This window comes from Streptomyces sp. NPDC002306, from assembly GCF_053593435.1.
The window spans coordinates 94,348-111,606 of record NZ_JBSFCK010000011.1; the positions used below are offsets into that span (position 1 = coordinate 94,348).

Here is a 17,259-nt window from a genome sequence, read left to right on the forward strand (position 1 = left end):
CATGACCCGTCACACCGTGGCGCCCAAGGGACAGGGCGGCCGGGGCGCCTATCGGACCATCGGTGAGGCGGTACGCGCCGCCTCGCCCGGCGACCTCGTGGTGATCGCCCCCGGCACCTGGACCGAGGCCCTGGTGCTGGACCGGGCGGTCGTGCTGACCGCGGAGCAGGGCCGGGGCAGCGTCGTCCTGGCCGCCCCGCCGGGCGAGGTGCCCGCGGTGACCGTGACGGGTCCGGACTGCGCCCTGCACAACCTCACCGTCTGGGGCGCCGATCCGGGCGTCCCGGCCGTAACGGTCGAGTCCGGCGCCGGGCTGGTGCTGGAGGAGTGCACGATCGAGAGCGGCCGGGTCCAGGCCAGGGGACCGGACGACGAGGAGAGCGGCACCACCGCCGTCGTACTGCGCCGGTGCCGCCTGGAAGGAGCCCGGCTGGCCGGACTGCACCTGGCCGGAGCTGTCCGCGCCGAGCTGGAGGACACCTCCGTCACCGGCGTGGACGGCACCGGCGTCGTCCTGTCCGGTACCGCCCGGCTCGACGCCGTACGGCTGCGCCTGGACCGTACGACCGGATCCGGCATGCGACTGCGCGGCCGGTCGCGGCTGCGGCTGACCGACTCGGTGCTGACCGGCAGCGGCCGGGCCGGGCTGCTCCTGGAGGACACCACCGAGGCCAGCGCCGGGGAGGTCAGGATCGAGACGCCGGGTGCCGCCGGAGTGCACCTGACCGGCTCCGCGCGCGCCCAGTTGACCGACTGCCGCATCCGCGCCGCCGCCGCCAGCGGGCTCGTCGTCCAGGAGGACGCCCGGCTGAACGCCTCGGGCTGCGCCGTGGCCGACGCGGGCGCCAACGGGCTGCTCGTCACCGGCGCCGGGCAGGCCGAGCTCGCGGACTGCCGGATCGACCGCAGCACCTTCAGCGCCGTCCACCTCGCGGGCACCGCGGTCGGACGGCTCGCGGACTGCCGGGTGCGCGGCGGCGCCGAGCACGGTGTCCACGCCACCGGCGAGGCCCGGCTCGAACTCGCCGACTGCGGGATCAGCGACGTCGCCATGACCGGTGTGTGCGTGCTGGAACGGGCCGCGGCCACGCTCACCGGCTGCCGCATCTCGGGGTCGGCCTCCGGCATCGGCATCGGATCGCCGACCGGTACCACCGTCGAGCACAGCACGGTGACCGGCACCGGGGAGATCGGCGTCCAGGTCGCCAAGGGCGCCACCGCCGTCCTCACCGGGATCCGGGTCAGCGGCGCCGGCGCGGCGGGACTCGTGGTCGACGAGGGCGCCGACGCCAAGGTGACGGGCGGCTCGCTGGAGGACTGCGCGGGCTCCGGCGCGGTCGTGTGGACCGGTGCCCGGCCGGAGATGACCAACCTGCGCATCCATCACCCGGGCAAGAACGGCGTGTTCCTGGCCGAGGGCGCGGGCGGCACCTTCACCTCGCTGGACGTCACCCGCTCCGGTTTCCCCGCCCTGCACGTGGGCGCGACCGCCGACCCCCTCTTCCGGCACTGCCGGATCAGCGACTGCGCCGAGGCGCTCGGTGTCGACGACGGCGCCGTCCCGGTGCTGGAGGACTGCACGAAGGACGGCCTCCCGCTCGCCTTCGGCACCCCGGCCCCGGCGCCCGCCTCGCCCCACGCGACGCCGGGCGCCGCGGAGCCGGCCCGCTCCGGGGCCGCCGACAATCCGGACGAGCCCGAGGAGACCCTGGAGGACCTGCTCGGCGAACTGCACGAACTGGTCGGCCTCGACCGGGTCAAGCGCGACGTCGGCTCGCTGGTCAAGCTGATGCAGACGGTCCGCCGCCGCGAGGAGGCGGGCCTGCCCGCCCCGCCGCTCAGCCGCCACCTCGTCTTCGCCGGAAACCCCGGCACCGGCAAGACCACGGTCGCCCGCCTCTACGGCAGGCTGCTGAAAGCCCTCGGGCTGCTGCGCCGCGGCCACCTCGTCGAGGTCGACCGGACGGCACTGGTCGGCGAGTACGTCGGCCACACCGGCCCCAAGACCACCGCCGCCTTCAACCGGGCCCTGGGCGGGGTGCTGTTCATCGACGAGGCGTACTCCCTCGCCCCGCTCGGCGCGGGCAACGACTTCGGCACCGAAGCCGTCGCCACCCTGGTCAAGCTGATGGAGGACCACCGCGACGACGTCGTCGTCATCGCCGCCGGATACCCCGGCGACATGGACCGCTTCATCAGCTCCAACCCCGGCCTCGCCTCCCGCTTCGGCCGCACCCTCCTCTTCGAGGACTACGCGGCCGCCGAGCTCGTCTCCATCGTCGAGTACCAGGCCGGGCAGCACCGCTACGAGCTCACGCCCACCGCCCACACGGAGCTCCTGGACATGTTCCAGCGCCTGCCCAGGGGCGAGGGGTTCGGCAACGGCCGCTCGGCCCGGCAGGTCTTCCAGGAGATGACCGAACGCCAGGCCCAGCGGGTCGCCGAACTCACCGACCCCACGGCGGACCAGCTGATCAGCCTGGAGTCGCAGGACCTTCCGGTCCCGGCCGAACGCTGACCGGGCTCACGGCCGCGGGGCCAGCTCCGCCATCGGTCCCCAGCCGTGCTGGCCGGGTACGTTCACGTTGATGATCTCGGGCGTCTCGGCGACCGCGCCGGCCATCGTGGCCAGCCCCGCCTTGAAGTGCGCGGACCCCACGTGGGCGGCCCCGGCGTCCTCGTCCGCGAACGCCTCCAGCAGCGTGAACCGGTGCGGGTCGTCGACGCTGCGCGACCAGTCGAAGAACAGGTTGCCGGGTTCCGCGCGGGTCGCCTCGGTGAAGGGAGCCACCAGGGACAGCCACTCGTCGGCGCGCTCGGGACGGACGGTGAAGCGTACGGCGATGAAAATCATGGCTCCACCATGCCGCCGCCGGCGACGGAAGGCCAGCACCGGACACTCCGGTACGGGCCGATCCGTACGGCCTTCGGCTCAGGCGGGCCGGGCCGCGCTGTGGATCGCGGTCTGGCCGGCGAAGAAGATCGACTCCTCCCGTATGGAGGCACCCGGGCCCGGGGCGTGGATCATCGTGCCGTTGCCCGTGCAGAGACCGACGTGGCCCGCGTCGCCGTGGAAGAAGATGAGGTCGCCGGGCTGGAGGTCGGTGAGCGGTATCGCCGCGACGCTGCGGGCCTGGTCGAGCGCCGTACGGGGGAGCGCGACCCCCGCGGCCCGCCAGGCGGCCTGGGTCAGGCTGGAGCAGTCGTACGACTCGGGTCCGGTCGCGCCCCACAGGCACGGCCTGCCGATCTGGGCGCGGGCGAAGTCGAGCGCCATGGCGGCCTTGCCGCCGTAGGACGGCTCCGGCACGGGAACGGGGGCCGGAGCGGGTGCGGGTGCGGCGAACTGTCCCGTGTCGGCGGGGCCGTTCGTGTACCCGATGGCAGCCGGTACGACGGCGAACTGTCCGGTGTCGACGGGACCGTTCGTGTAGCCCGTGTCGAGGGGGAGGCTGAACTGCCCGGTGTCCACAGGGCTGTTGGTGTAGCCCACGACGGCGGGCACGACGGCGAACTGCCCGGTGTCGACGGGACCGTTCGTGTAGCCCGTGTCGACGGGGAGGCTGAACTGCCCGGTGTCGACCGGAGTGTTCGCGTAGCCGCTGCTGACGGGGAGGCCGGTGTCGAGTCCGGTCGCCGGCTGCGCGATCCAGCCGGCGATGTCGCCGAACAGCGGATCCGGCTCGGCGGGGGCGGGCCACAGGGGTTCAGCCGCGGGCGCGGGCGCGGCCTCGAGCTCGGCCGGCGGTGTGCTGCGCAGGGCCAGCTGGCGGGCCAGCAGTCGCCTCGCGGAGGCGATCTTGTCCTGGATCTGCCCCTTGGTCGTCCGCAGCGCGGCCTGTCGCGACCCGTTGTCGGGCGAGGGCGCGGGCGAAGGGGTGAGCGAGGGCGAGGGTGAGAGCGAGGCGGCGGGCAGCGCGGCCGGGAGAGCCGGGGCGGTCTGGGGCGCCGGAAGGGCCGGGAGGGCGTCGCGTCCCCGCTCCGGCGCGGCCGGGAGCGCGGCGACGGGACCGGCGGTGAGCTCCGGTACGCGTCTGGCGGGCGCCTCCAGTTCGAGACGGGGGGCCGGAATGCCGGCCGGCAGCTCCGCCGGGCGGTCGGGGCGCTCGGCGCGGGCCGGGCGGGCCGCGGCCGGCGGCTCGGGCGTCCTGTCGGCGGGCAGTACCGCCGCGACGGTCGGGCCCAGCTTGGCGCGCGCCACGTCGAACCACTGCTGGGCGACCCTGTCGAGGGCGGGATCGCCCGGCCGGCGCTCCGGGGGGCGCGTCGGCTCGGCGGGCCTGCGGTTTCCCGCTGACATCGCGCGGGTGGCGTTGTAGGTCCCCGTGTCCGACTCGGCGCGGTCGTAGAGGGTGTTGATCCGTCGCCGGATCTCCTCACGGCTGACCGCGTCCTGCATGTCGGGGAGACCGAGACCAGCGGGGCGCGTGTCGCGTTCCGGCGCCATCGGCGACGTACTCCTTCCGTGCACCGCCTACCGAGTTAGCTGTCGGGTTCGGGCGGAGGTTCCGGAAGGCGTGCCCTACGGCCCTTGCCCCGCAGGGCGGTTGGGCCGATTCACCCCAAAGATCGGTTGGGTCCCCGGCTCCGGCGGCCGCAGTGGTTCACCGGACTCGGCGGAGGCTGCGCGGCCCGGCGGGATTCGCCGGAGGGTTCCGAGCGGCCTGGCGCCAACTTAGCTAATTTGTGCGGCTCATGTGAAGGTTGAAGGGCGGTATGCCCGATACGTAATTGTGACCTTCATTTCCTTGTGGCCTCTCCGGGGTGCGGAGGCCCCCGGCCGGGCCACTGTGCCTGCCTCCTCTCCGGTCGTGCGGCGGCGCGGGAATCGATCGTCACGCCGACTGATTCGAGTGCCGATCCTTGAAGAGGCGCCGAATCCGGTCGTAGGGTCCAGGCATTCCTGCGTCATCCGTCGTCGTCATCCGAGGTACTCATGGACCGCACCCGCCTGCAGCACCTCCTGGCCCGCGAGGGCGCCGAGGCCGACCGCCGCAACCCGCGTTCGAAGGCCGCCTACGCGCGGTCCGAGCACCTCTTCGGCCGGGTTCCGATGACCTGGATGAACAAGACGGCCGGTGCCTTTCCCCGCTATCTGGACACCGCCCGGGGCGCCCGGGTGACCGACATCGACGGACACGACTACATCGACTTCTGCCTCGGGGACACGGGCGCGATGGCCGGCCACTCGCCGGAGGCGGTGGCCGCCGCCGTCCAGCACCGGTTCGCCGCACTCGGCGGGGCGACCGCGATGCTGCCGACCGAGGACGCCGAGTGGGTCGGCGCCGAACTCACCCGTCGGTTCGGGCCGACGCGGTGGAGCTTCTCGCTCACGGCGACGGACGCCAACCGGTGGGCGATCCGGCTCGCCCGAGCCGTCACCGGCCGCGCCAAGATCCTGGTGAACAGCTACAGCTACCACGGCAGCGTCGACGAGTCGCTCATCGTGGTCGGACCCGACGGCCGGGGCGAGGCCCGTCCCGGCAACGTCGGAGCGCCCTGCGACGTCACGCTGACCAGCCGGGTCGCCGAGTTCAACGATCTGGCCCAGCTGGAGCGCGAACTCGCCCACGGCGACGTCGCCGCCGTCCTGATGGAGCCCGCGCTGACCAACATCGGCATCGTGCTGCCCGAACCCGGCTATCTGGCCGGGGTCCGCGCCCTGACCCGGCAGTACGGCACGCTCCTCGTCAACGACGAGACGCACACCTTCTCCGCCGGCCCGGGCGGCTGCACCGCGGCCTGGGACCTGGAGCCCGACGTGCTGACCATCGGCAAGGCGATCGGCGGCGGCATCCCCGCGGGCGCCTACGGTCTCTCCGCCGACCTGGCCGAGCGGCTGCTGGCGCGCGCCGACCTCGACCTGGTGGACATGGGCGGTGTCGGGGGCACCCTCGCGGGCAACGCGCTGTCCGTCGCCGCGATGCGCGCCACCCTGGAACACGTCCTCACCGACCAGGCCTTCGCCCACATGTCCCAGCTCTCCGAGCGCTTCGAGGCGGGCGTCCGGGCGGGTATCGACGCCCACGGTCTGCCCTGGTCGGTCAGCCGCCTCGGCGCGCGGACCGAATACCGCTTCACCGCGCCCGCGCCACGCACCGGCACGGAGTCGGCGGCGGCCGCGGACCCGGAGCTGGAGGACTTCCTCCACCTCTATCTCGCCAACCGCGGAATCCTGCTGACCCCCTTCCACAACATGGCGCTCATGTGCCCGGACACCACGGAGCGGGACGTGGACACGCACACCGGGGTGTTCGCCGCCGCGCTGGCCGAACTGACCGGCTGACGTGCGCCGATAGGGTGGTCGCGAGCCGTCGGGACGGGAAGGGGAGCAGGAGACGTGGACGACATCGACCGGGCCATCCTGCGGGAACTGCAGACCGACGGCCGCATCGCGTACGCCGACCTCGGCCCGAGGGTCGGCCTGTCCGCCTCGGCCGCCCGGCAGCGCCTGCAACGCCTGCTGGACGCCAAGGCCGTCCAGGTCGTCGGTGTGACCGACCCGATGGCGATGGGCGGCCAGGCCATGGCGCTGCTCGGCGTCGGGGTGGACGGCGACCCGAGAGCCGTCGCCGACGCCCTGGCCGAACGCCCCGAGGTGGTCTACTCCGTGCTCACCTCGGGCGGGTTCGACCTGTTCGCCGAGGTGGTCACCCCCGGCCCGAAGGATCTCCTGGACTTCGTCAACGACGTCGTCCGGCCGATCGACGGAGTCCGGCAGGTGCAGTCCTTCCCCTACTTCGGGATCCACACCCACCGGTTCCTCTGGGACGTCGGCTGACCTCGCGCGCCGGTCCGGCACCGAACGCGGCGCCGATCGCAGCCCGAACGCGGACCCGGTCTCGACCCTGATCGCGGCCCCGAACGCGCACTCGAGGCCGGTCCCGAGCCGGCTGCCGCCTCAGATCCGGCGCACGGTGTGCAGTTTCGTGGCGTACGTGCCCGTGCCGTCGAGCAGTGAAGCACCGCCCAGGTCGGACATGGTGGGCCCGTCGACCGTCTTGCGGCTGGACAGGAAACGACGGTGGCCGGCCACGTCCGTGCCGAGGTAGATACCGACGTGGTCGACGGTCACGGGACCCGACTCGGCGTCGTCACCCGAGTCCGCGTTGAACAGCACCAGGTCGCCGGGCTGGAGCAGTGCCGCGGCGGGCGGGCCGGTGCCGTCGGTGCGGTCGACGATCACCCCGGGCGCGTGGTCGGCCATGTCCCGCGACGCGCGCGGAATCCGCTCGCCCGAGGTGTCGGCGCCGGCGGCCAGCGGCACGCCCAGGTGGTAGCCGTAGACCATCCGCGTGTAGCCCGAGCAGTCGAGGTTGCCGACCTGCTTGCTGGACGGCTTGACGTAGGTGCCGTCCGGGAAGGTCCAGCCCGTGTTCATGTACTCGTGGAAGTCGGCCCCTTCGAGGCGTTGGCCCAGCGGGTCCAGGTAGCCGTACCCGGCCTCGCCCAGCACCTGCCTGCCCTGGGCCGGTCCGGCCCCGGCCGTGACCGCCGGCGCCCCGCCGAGGAACATCGCGGCGTGGGCCAGCACATCGGGAGCGGGGGAGCCGGCCCAGCCGCGGACCGTCTGCTCCAGCTGCGCCGTCCAGGTGCCGTCGAACGGCTCCGGCAGCACCCGCACCCAGTCTCCGTGGGTGACGGTCGGCGGTGTCTCCCAGTTCGCCGCGTCCACCTCGTAGCGGCTGACGGACAGCTTGACCGGCAGATTCGTACAGCCCGTGTTGGCCAGGGCGCGCAGGCCCACCCGGCCCTTGGCGAAGGCGGGGTCGGCGACGTCGACGGCCCACGCGGCCGGCTCGGCCGACGCCGTCCGCCATGCCTTCGCCTGGATCCGGGTGCCCTCTCGGCGCACCCGGATCGTCCAGTCGGTCCCCGCGGGCACGCTCGTGCCGAGGGTGAGGGCCGGGACCAGCTGCGTCACCGTGTCGTCGAGCTCCTTCTCGACGCGCAGCTCCACCGTGCCCGAGGTCAGGAAGGACAAGCGGGCCCGGTAGTTTCGGTGGGGGCTCTGGTAGCCGAACGTCAGACCGAAGGAACAGGCCTGGCCGGTGGGCACCTTGTCGAACCGGGCCGTGCAGCGGGCGTCGACGTCGGTGATCTCCTCGTCGTGCAGACTGGCATGCCGGCTCGAGCCGTCCGTGGTGAGGCTGATGACGCCGCTGCCCGGCACCACCGCGTAGTCGGTGTCCACCGGTCCCAGCGTGTACCAGCTGCCACCGCCGGGAGACGTGCCCCAGTACTTCCGGTCCGGTGTCTCCAGCGACAGGTCGGGCAGGGTGCGCTGGAAGTCGTCCACGAACGGCCGCTTGTTCTCCGCGAACGTGCGCTGCGGACCCGGCAGTACGACGGTCCGGGCGCCCCGGGTCAGCAGCGCGACGCGCCTGCCGCCGGAGGTGACCTCGGTGCGGGCCGGGGTGCCCGGGAGCACGGTGGCGGTGAGCGGGGAGCCGAGCGCCACCGAGGTGAAGTAGGAGCCGTCGAGCGGCGCCAGGGTCACCGAGGAGCGGGCCGAGGACAACCCGGCCGGACCCGCGAACGGCGTGACGGGCGTGACGGCTTCGGCGGCACGGGCCGGAGCCGATGCCGCGCCGGCGAGCGGCAGGGACGCGGCGGAGGCCGCGAGAGCGGCGAGAAGTCTTCGTCGAGAGGTGGGAGACATGGGGATCATGATCCGCCAACGCCCCGACGACCGGACAGGGGGCCCGGTCCGGTCGTCGGCCGGAACGGACTCCGTCGTGTCGACCGCCCTTCCCCCGCGTGCCGCGGCCGGCTCACGTCTGTCGCCTGCTGCGCCACACCTCGTAGTGCTCCAGCAGCGTCTCCTCGATCGGGCGGTAGCTGATGCCCAGTTCGCGCACACTGCGGCTGTTGTCCACCCGGAACCGGATGCCGAGGTGCTTGCGGATGTAGTCCTGGGTCAGGCCGAAGGCCGGGCCCAGCAGGCGGACCGGCCAGTGCGGGAGCGCCGTGCGCGGCAGGCGGAGGCTGCGGGGGTGGTGGGCGCGCAGGATGCGGGACATCTCGTGGAACGACGTCATCGTCCGCGCCGCGACGATGTAACGGCCCTTCGCGTCGGGGACCTCCGCCGCCGCGATGTGCGCGTCGGCCACCTCGCGCACATCGGCGGTCGTGAAGCTGAAGTCCGGTGCGCCGTAGAAGAAGTAGCCCTTGAACAGCTCGTCGAGCAGGAACAGGCTGCCGGACCGGGACGCGGGGGTGAGCGAGGGGCCGAGGACCAGACCGGGGTTGACCGACACCATGCGCCAGCGGTCCTGGGCCGCCTCCGCGTCCCACGCCGCGCGTTCGGCGAGGGTCTTCGCGTAGTGATAGGGATTGTTGTCCAGCGTGCTGGTGGTGTTGAAGTACCTCTCCGTCAACACCTGGCCCTCCATGTCCCGTACATCGGCGTAGTCGCCGAAGATCGCGCCGACGGTGGAGGTGAGCACCAGGCGCTCGACCTGTGGTGTCCGTTCGACACTGCCGAGCACGTTGCGTGTCCCCAGCAGCGCCGGGTCGACCAGGTCCCGGCGGCCGTCCTTGATCTTCTCCGGCATGAGGAACGGCGACGCCACATGGAAGACCACCCGGCACCCGCGCATCGCCTCGTCGAACGATTCCCGCACCAGCAGATCGGCCTCGAACAGCTCCAGCCGCCCGGGGAAGGCGTCCCCCATCTCCGTGAGCGGCCCCACTCTGGCGGTGTCGGCGGTGCCGCGCACCGTGGTGCGCACCCGGTACCCGCGTTCGAGCAGCCGCCGTACGAGATGGCTGCCGACGAACCCGCTCCCACCGGTGACCAGTACGCTCGCCGCCCCGTCTCCGCCCACGTTCCGACTCCTCGCTCCGGGGTCCCGGGTGTGCCGGACCGTGACCGACCGGATCACCCCACGGGTAGCGAAACAGAGCGGCCCGCACGTTGGCCAGAGGCGGGACCGGGCCGCTCAGGTCTCCCGCAGCGGCGCGTACGCCTCGGCCCCCAGACCGAACGTCCAGGCGACCCCCTCCTTGGCCTCCCGTGTCGTCGGCGGCACCCGCAGCCAGTAGGTGCGGTGCGTGCCGTCGGGCTCCGGGGTGGAGTTGAGGACCTCCACCATCACGACCGGTTCGTCACCGGCGAGTTCGATGCGCCACAGCGTGCCGGACTCGTCGCGGTGTATCGGACGGGCACCGGAGTCGCTCAGATAGCGGTCGTAGCCGTAATACTCGAGCATGACCCGGCGCAGTTCGGCGTTCTCCTCCGCGCGGATCCGTTCCGGCGTGAGCGTGCGCAGCTCCGCCAGGAAGGCGGCCGGCACCGGCATGCCACGCCACGCGTGCAGGGCGAAGCCGTCGGGGAAGGCGAGCGCCGGGCCGTCCCCCCGGTCGAGCCGGCCGGCCTCGTCGCGGTGCAGGGCGACGGGACGCTCGCACACCACCGCGACCTTCTCGAACGGCCACCACCAGCCGGCGCTGCGGCACACCTCCACCAGCCCGTCGAGCGGGGACGGCTCCGCGGCGAGGGCGGCGAGCCACGGCGCGTCGTGCTGGCCGAGCACGGCATCCATCAGCACCAGCCGGATCTCCGTCCGCGTGGCCTGGTCCCCGTCCGCGAGGTCGTCCAGCACACCGCCGCGGATGCGCTCGACGAGCGCCTGCGTCGTCGCCCACAGACGGTCCCCCGTGGCCGACCAGTGTGCCGACCAGCCCGCCGCGCCCAACCGCTCGTACACGCGCCCGCGTTCGGCGGCCCAGGGCGCGGTGCGCACCGCTTCCCGTACGCTCGCCCCCGTCTCCGCGCCGGACAGCGTCCGGATCAGCGTGACGCCCGCACGCGGGGAGTCGACCCACACCACTCGCTCCGGTGCGGCGAGTCCGGCCTGCCGGTACGCCAGCAGGACGCCCGCCTCCGCCCGGACACGATCGGCCGGCACGGCCGTCGCAGCGCACTCGCGCCAGCGCTGGACGTCCTCCAGCGACACCCCGACCGCCTCGCGGACGACAGCGTCCGAGGAGGCGACCCCGTCCGGCGGCCCGTCCGGCGCGATCGCCCCGCCCAACGGGGCGGCCCCTTCCGAAGGGATGACGCCGGCCGGGTGGCCGGAGCCCTCCGTCGTCGTCGCCATGGCCACCTGTCCAGTCGTCACTGTCCGCTCCGTCAGCTTGAGTTCGTCAGCCATCAGATCCCCCGCCCCACGCGTCAGTCGGCCACGATCCGCACCGACCCGGGCACGTACTCGCGCTGCCGGATCACGCGGAACCACCCCTTGGGCAGCGTGATCGCCGCATGCTCCTCGTGGACCACCCGCCCACCTTCGGGCAGACGCAGCATCAGCGCCCCGAACTGACCGGGCTCACGCACCATCTCGCCCGGACCGACCACCGCGTGGGCATGGCCGGTGACGTCGCCGAGGGCGAGCACGAGCCGGCCACGCGCGTCCCGCGGCTCCCTCGGCGCGTCAGCGACCCGGGCCGGTACGGAACCGTCCGCGACGGGCACGATCAGCACATCTCCCTGCCGGTACATGGCTCTTCCCTCCCCGCCCGGCGCTCGGTGCACCGGACTCCATGCCCAGACCGTACGAGCCGCCACTGACAACGAGCCGCGACCGACCCTGCCGAGGACCGCTGTCAGTGCCTGTTGGTAGAACTGCTGCGCACCGCACACCACAACCGTTGCACGTCAGGAGCAGCCCGCATGGCCATCGGTGACCACCTGCAGGAGTTCTACCGCCTTCCCGCCTTCACGTTCCCCGGGCCCGAGGCGACCACGAAGCTGCCCGAACCCGACGCCGTCGCCTGGCGGATCACCAGCGGTGCCTACGACGCGGACGAGGCGTGGGAGGCGGTCTTCGACCGGTTCTGCGCCGCGGTGGACACGACGCGCGTGCGGGCCCTGATCGTCGGCGCCTGGGAGGACGCCTACGACGGCGGCCCCACCGCGATCGTCGAGGCACTGCTGGCCGCCCGTGAGCGACTTCCCGCGCTGCGCGCGCTGTTCCTGGGAGACATGATCTTCGAGGAGTGCGAGATCTCCTGGATCCACCAGACGGACGTCACCGGGCTGCTGACCGGATTCCCCGAACTGGAGGAGTTCGGCGTGCGCGGCGGAACGAACCTGCGCTTCGAGGCGCTGAAGCACACCGGGCTGCGCAGGCTGAACGTGGAGACCGGCGGACTGCCCGTCGCCGTCGTGCGCGGTATCGGCGCCAGCGATCTGCCCGCCCTCGAGCACCTCGACCTGTGGCTGGGCACGTCCTGGTACGGCGCCGACAGTGAGGCGGCCGACCTGGAGCCGATCCTGTCCGGGGCCCGGCTGCCGCGGCTGCGCCATCTGGCCCTGCGCAACAGTGAGATCCAGGACGAGGTCGCCGCCGCCGTGGCGTCCGCTGCGGTGGTCGCCCGCCTGGAGGTGCTGGACCTGTCCATGGGCACCCTGAGCGACGACGGCGCCGTCGCGCTGCTCGGCGGCCAGCCGCTCACCCACCTGAAGAAGCTCGACCTGCACCACCACTACCTGAGCGAGCCCGTCCAGCAGCGGATACGCGAGACGCTCGAACCCGCGGGCGTGGAAGTGGACCTGGACCGCGACGACGCCGACGACGACCGGGACGACGACGGCACGGTGTACCGCTATGTCGCCTGCGGCGAGTGAGCGCGAACGCCCATGACGTACTACCCCTCGCACCTGACCCGCTTCCACGGTCTGCCCGTGCACCTCTACGCCAGGCACCTCCCCGACGCGGGGGAGCACCGGCCCACCCCGCTGCCCGCCCCCGCGTCGGTCGCCTGGAAGGTGGCCGCCGACTGGGACACCCCCTTCGAACAGGTCTGGAGCGGCTTCCTCGACGAGGTCCCCACCGAGCAGGTCACGGCGCTCGTCATCGGGGCCTGGTGGCAGGAGTGGGACGAGCACGGCATCGACTCCGTCCTCGAACCGCTCACGGCCGAGGCCGCCCGCTTCCCCCGGCTGCGGGCGGTGTTCCTCGCGGACGTGGTGTCCGAGGAGACGGAGATCTCCTGGATCAACCAGGGTGACGTCACCCGTGTGCTGCGTGCCTGGCCGCACCTGGACGAACTGGGCGTACGCGGCTCCGAGGACCTGGTGATCGAACCGCTGCGGCACGACGGGCTGCGTACGCTGCGGATCGAGTCCGGCGGCCTGGCGGCGGCCCCGGTACGCGCCCTGAGCGCGTGTGAGTTGCCCACTCTGAACCATCTGGAACTCTGGCTCGGCACCATCGGGTACGGCGGCGACTGCGCCATAGCGGACGTCGAAGCGCTCCTCGGCGCCCTGGGGCGCCGCCCCGGACTGCGCCACCTGGGCCTCCAGAACAGCGACATCCAGGACGACATCGCCGCCGCCGTGGCCGCCGCCCCCGTCGTCGCAGGGCTTCGGTCCCTCGATCTCAGCATGGGCGCGCTGAGCGACGAGGGCGGCTCCGCCCTCCTGTCGGGACAGCCGCTGACCCACCTGCGCTCGCTGAACCTCCGGCACCACTTCCTGAGCGACGCCATGACCGGGCGGCTGCGCGCGGCGCTGGAGCCGCACGGAACGGAACTCGTCCTCACCCCCGCCCGACGGCGTACGTACGCCCCGGAAGCGCGCTATGTCGCCGTCGGCGAGTGAGATGACTCCGGCGCACGGCGCCCGGCCGCGCCTCGCGGTCGTCGGCAACCCCGAGAACCGCAGGGTCACGCTGTTCACCGAGGCGGTGCGCGCGGCCGGCCTGCCCGGCCCGCGCGTCGTGTCGTGGCAGGAGGTGCTGCGCTCGGGCGGAGCCGACTTCGCGGCCGACGACGTCGTCAGGATCGACTCGCCCGGCGAGAACACGGCCGTCGACCGGCTGCTGCGCGGTACCGAGGACCCCACCCGGGTCGAGGGCTCGGCGCGCTGGTACGCCCACTTCATGACCGCGGTACGCAGCCTGCGCGGCGGCGTCCGCCTCGACGACCCGGACGAGCTGGCGGTCCTGTTCGACAAGCGGCGCTGCCACGCCGTCCTCACCGCGGCGGACGTCCCCGTCCCCTTCTCACCCACCTCGTGGCCGGAGGGATCCACGGCGGCCACAGCGGCCACAGCGGCCACAGCGGTCACGTCGGCCGCGGCGGTCGGCGGCTGGGACGACGTACGGGCCCTGATGCGCGAGCACCGGATGGCCAGACTCTTCGTCAAGCCCGCGCACGGCTCGTCGGCGTCCGGCGTCCTCGCCGTCGAGGCGTCCGGCACCGGCCGCGTCAGGGCCACCACGTCCGTCGAACTCACGCCGGACGGTGGGTTGTTCAACTCTCTCAAGGTGCGCCGCTACGAACGGGAACAGGACATCGCCACGATCGTCGACGCGCTGGCCCCCGACGGCCTGCACCTCGAACGATGGCTGCCCAAGGCCTCCCAGCGGGGCCGGGCCGCCGACCTGAGGGTGGTCGTCGTGGCCGGCCGGGCCACCCACGCGGTCGTGCGCACCAGTTCCTCACCCCTGACCAACCTCCACCTCGGCGGCAGCCGCGGCGACCTCGACGTCGTCCGGGAGGCCGTCGAGGCGGCCGGGGCCCGCTGGTCGGACGCGCTCGCCGTGTGCGAACAGGCCGCGGCCTGCTTCCCGAACACCCTGAGTGTGGGCGTCGACCTGCTGCCGGCCGTCGGCTGGCGCAGGTTCGCGGTCGGCGAGGTGAACGCCTTCGGCGACCTGCTTCCCCGGCTCACCGGACTGCCGGGCAGCGGGGCGGAGGGCCGTGACACCTACGCGACCCAGGTCGCCGCGGTCCTGCGCCGCCCGCCGATCGCCCGGCCGCCCGCCGACGCCCCGCGCGCCCGGCAGGCCGGCCCGCACCTCCCGTACAGAACAGGAAACACCCATGCCAGCGCCTGAACCGACGCCCGCACCGCAGGACACCCGATCCCGACCCGTGCACGACCCGCGGCACGGCCAGGACCCGCACCACGGCCCCGACCGGATCGGCACGCCCACCCCGCTCGCCGCCCCGCCGCACCCCGCACCCACCCCCTCCGATCCAGCCCCCTCCGATCCACCCATCGCCGATCCCGCCCTGGCCGATCCCGACATGAACGAGATCGTCGGCAGCCACGACATCCTGCTCGTCACGCTCGACACCCTGCGGTACGACGTCGCCGCCGAACTGGCCGCGGCCGGCCGTATCCCGCACCTGGCCCGCCACCTCCCCGCCGGCCGCTGGCAGCGGCGGCACGCCCCGGGCAGCTTCACCTACGCCTCCCACCAGGCGATCTTCGCCGGATTCCTGCCGACGCCCGCGGTCCCCGGTCCGCACCCGCGGCTGTTCGCGGCGAGCTTCGCGGGCAGCGAGACCACCGCCCGGCGCACCTTCGTCTACGACACCCCGGACCTGGTCTCCGGCCTCGCCGAGGCGGGCTACCACACGGCGTGCGTCGGGGGAGTCGGCTTCTTCAACAAGCAGGGCCCGCTCGGCTCGGTGCTGCCGGGACTGTTCCAGGAGTCCCACTGGGAGCCGGAGTTCGGTGTCACCTCACCCACGTCGTTCGAGTCCCAGGTGGCGTGCGCGGAGCGGCTGATACGACGACTGCCGCACGACAGACGGCTGTTCCTCTTCGTCAACGCGGCCTCCTTGCACCAGCCCAACTGGTTCCACCTGCCCGGTGCCACCCAGGAGGCCGGCGACTCCCGCGAGACGCACGCCGCCGCCCTGGAGTACGTGGACCGGCACATCGGCCGCCTGTTCGCCGCCGTGAGCGCCAGACGCCCCTGCTTCGCGATCGTCTGCTCCGACCACGGCACCGCGTACGGCGACGATGGCTACACCGGCCACCGCATCGGCCACGAGTCCGTGTGGACCGTGCCCTACGCCCACTTCCTGCTCGACTCCCCGTCCGCCCCCGTGGAGGCCGGCCGATGACCACGGTGACCGTCCCGCTCCCGGGCGGCGAGCGCCCGCCGCGCGTGAGCCCCTACCAGAGCTACGTCTACGCCTACCCGCACAAGACGGCCTACCGGAAACTGGAGGACCGCCCCCGGCTGCGCACCCTCTGGGAGGCGGAACCCAAGGACGCCCTCTCGCTCTACCTCCACATACCGTTCTGCGAGGTCCGGTGTGGCTTTTGCAACCTGTTCACCCGTATCGGTGCCCCGGACGGACTGAGCGGCGCCTACCTGGACGCCCTCGACCGGCAGGCGAGCGCCGTGCGGGACGCGCTCGGCGAGCCGGGGCCGGGCCCCGTCCGGTTCGCCACCGCGGCCTTCGGCGGCGGCACCCCGACCTTCCTCACCGCCGCCGAGCTGGAACGGCTGTGCGACATCGCCGAGCACCGCATGGGCGCCGACCTGCGGGCCGTACCGCTCTCGGTGGAGGCCTCGCCCGCCACGGCGACCGCCGACCGGCTGGAGGTCCTGGCCGCGCGCGGCACCACCCGCCTGAGCCTGGGCGTGCAGAGCTTCGACGACACCGAGGCCCGGGCGGCCGTACGCCCGCAGCGCCGCGCCGATGTCGAGGCGGCGCTCGGCCGCATCCGCGACGCCCGCATCCCGGTCCTCAACATCGACCTGATCTACGGCATCGACGGACAGACGGACGAGAGCTGGCTGCGCTCCCTGGACGCGGCCCTGGCCTGGCGCCCCGAGGAGCTCTACCTCTACCCGCTCTACATCCGCCCGTTGACCGGCCTCGGCCGCCGCGCCGGTGACGCCGACCCCGCCTGGGACGAACAGCGCCTGCGCCTGTACCGCCTCGGACGCGACCACCTCCTCGGCCACGGCTACACCCAGCAGTCGATGCGCATGTTCCGCCGCGCGGACGCACCGCCCCAGGGCGCGGACGACTACGCCTGCCAGACCGACGGCATGATCGGGCTCGGCTGCGGCGCCCGCTCCTACACCGCGGGCCTGCACTACTCCTTCGACTACGCCGTCGGCACGCACGAGATCCGCTCGATCGTCGACGACTACGTCTCCCGCCCCGCCGCCGACTTCGCCCACGCCGAGTACGGCCGCCCCATCGACGCCGACGAGGCCCGCCGGCGCCATCTGTTGCAGTCGCTCCTCCAGGCCGAGGGACTCGCGACGGCCGACTACCGCGCCCGCTTCGACGGCCGCGCCCCCGCGGACGACTTCGGCGGCGAGCTGGAGCGCTTCACGGCCCTGGGCTGGCTGGAGGACGGCGACCCCGGGACCCGGGCGACGCTGCGTCTGACCCCCGAGGGCCTGGCCCACTCCGACGCCATCGGCCCCGAGCTGTTCTCCCCGGCCGTGCGGGCCGCCATGGCCGCCTACGAGCGGAAGTGAGCCGTAC

General features: G+C 73.3%; 14 protein-coding genes and 1 riboswitch. Of the genes, 8 read left to right on the forward strand and 6 right to left on the reverse strand.

Features of this window, described 5'->3' with window-relative positions:
- Position 1: 1 nt before the first annotated feature.
- The gene (locus ACWCQK_RS22590; protein WP_451157514.1) at positions 2-2,518 is read left to right on the forward strand and encodes a right-handed parallel beta-helix repeat-containing protein; all 2,517 of its coding nucleotides are present in this window, start codon (positions 2-4) and stop codon (positions 2,516-2,518) included.
- Between the two features lie 6 nt (positions 2,519-2,524).
- On the opposite strand, the gene ACWCQK_RS22595 is transcribed toward ACWCQK_RS22590, so the two are convergent.
- Together ACWCQK_RS22595 and ACWCQK_RS22600 are read right to left on the reverse strand one after the other, a co-directional pair.
- Positions 2,525-2,854 carry a putative quinol monooxygenase gene (locus ACWCQK_RS22595; protein WP_451157516.1) on the reverse strand — a complete coding sequence of 110 codons (330 nt, stop codon included), beginning with the start codon at positions 2,852-2,854 and terminating at the stop codon, positions 2,525-2,527.
- 78 nt (positions 2,855-2,932) lie between these two features.
- Positions 2,933-4,447: a C40 family peptidase gene (locus ACWCQK_RS22600; RefSeq protein WP_451157518.1), complete on the reverse strand. Its 1,515-nt coding sequence runs from the start codon at positions 4,445-4,447 to the stop codon at positions 2,933-2,935.
- 8 nt (positions 4,448-4,455) lie between these two features.
- A riboswitch (cyclic di-AMP (ydaO/yuaA leader) is annotated at positions 4,456-4,629 on the reverse strand.
- 307 nt (positions 4,630-4,936) lie between these two features.
- Here ACWCQK_RS22600 and ACWCQK_RS22605 point away from each other — a divergent pair.
- Both ACWCQK_RS22605 and ACWCQK_RS22610 read left to right on the forward strand, forming a co-directional pair.
- On the forward strand, positions 4,937-6,286 hold the full coding sequence (locus tag ACWCQK_RS22605; RefSeq protein ID WP_451157520.1) for a transaminase: 1,350 nt from the start codon (positions 4,937-4,939) through the stop codon (positions 6,284-6,286).
- A gap of 54 nt (positions 6,287-6,340) precedes the next feature.
- Positions 6,341-6,781 carry an Lrp/AsnC family transcriptional regulator gene (locus tag ACWCQK_RS22610; protein WP_451157522.1) on the forward strand — a complete coding sequence of 147 codons (441 nt, stop codon included), beginning with the start codon at positions 6,341-6,343 and terminating at the stop codon, positions 6,779-6,781.
- Between the two features lie 120 nt (positions 6,782-6,901).
- Here the strand turns inward: ACWCQK_RS22610 and ACWCQK_RS22615 are convergent, their stop codons facing one another.
- The 4 genes from ACWCQK_RS22615 to ACWCQK_RS22630 form a co-directional block, all read right to left on the reverse strand.
- Entirely contained in the window at positions 6,902-8,662 is a 1,761-nt protein-coding gene (locus ACWCQK_RS22615; protein ID WP_451157524.1) for an NlpC/P60 family protein, read from the reverse strand.
- A 112-nt stretch (positions 8,663-8,774) separates the two neighbouring features.
- Positions 8,775-9,830, reverse strand: a complete 1,056-nt coding sequence (locus tag ACWCQK_RS22620) for an NAD-dependent epimerase/dehydratase family protein (protein ID WP_451157526.1) — start codon at positions 9,828-9,830, stop codon at positions 8,775-8,777.
- A gap of 114 nt (positions 9,831-9,944) precedes the next feature.
- Positions 9,945-11,126 (reverse strand): DUF6745 domain-containing protein, encoded by a 1,182-nt coding sequence (locus ACWCQK_RS22625; RefSeq protein ID WP_451157528.1) that lies wholly within the window; start codon positions 11,124-11,126, stop codon positions 9,945-9,947.
- A 53-nt stretch (positions 11,127-11,179) separates the two neighbouring features.
- Positions 11,180-11,506: a hypothetical protein gene (locus tag ACWCQK_RS22630; protein ID WP_451157530.1), complete on the reverse strand. Its 327-nt coding sequence runs from the start codon at positions 11,504-11,506 to the stop codon at positions 11,180-11,182.
- A 171-nt stretch (positions 11,507-11,677) separates the two neighbouring features.
- Between ACWCQK_RS22630 and ACWCQK_RS22635 the strand changes: the two genes are divergently transcribed.
- The 5 genes from ACWCQK_RS22635 to ACWCQK_RS22655 all read left to right on the forward strand — a co-directional run bounded on the left by ACWCQK_RS22635 (position 11,678) and on the right by ACWCQK_RS22655 (position 17,252).
- Positions 11,678-12,634: an STM4015 family protein gene (locus ACWCQK_RS22635; RefSeq protein WP_451157532.1), complete on the forward strand. Its 957-nt coding sequence runs from the start codon at positions 11,678-11,680 to the stop codon at positions 12,632-12,634.
- 12 nt (positions 12,635-12,646) lie between these two features.
- The gene (locus ACWCQK_RS22640) at positions 12,647-13,609 is read left to right on the forward strand and encodes an STM4015 family protein (protein WP_451157534.1); all 963 of its coding nucleotides are present in this window, start codon (positions 12,647-12,649) and stop codon (positions 13,607-13,609) included.
- Between the two features lies 1 nt (position 13,610).
- Complete coding sequence (locus ACWCQK_RS22645; protein WP_451157536.1) at positions 13,611-14,849, forward strand: STM4014 family protein; 1,239 nt, start codon at positions 13,611-13,613, stop codon at positions 14,847-14,849.
- Positions 14,850-15,042: 193 nt separating this feature from the next.
- Positions 15,043-15,870 carry an STM4013/SEN3800 family hydrolase gene (locus ACWCQK_RS22650; protein WP_451157816.1) on the forward strand — a complete coding sequence of 276 codons (828 nt, stop codon included), beginning with the start codon at positions 15,043-15,045 and terminating at the stop codon, positions 15,868-15,870.
- Entirely contained in the window at positions 15,867-17,252 is a 1,386-nt protein-coding gene (locus tag ACWCQK_RS22655) for an STM4012 family radical SAM protein (protein WP_451157538.1), read from the forward strand. The genes ACWCQK_RS22650 and ACWCQK_RS22655 overlap by 4 nt, the downstream gene beginning before the upstream one ends.
- Positions 17,253-17,259: the final 7 nt, after the last annotated feature.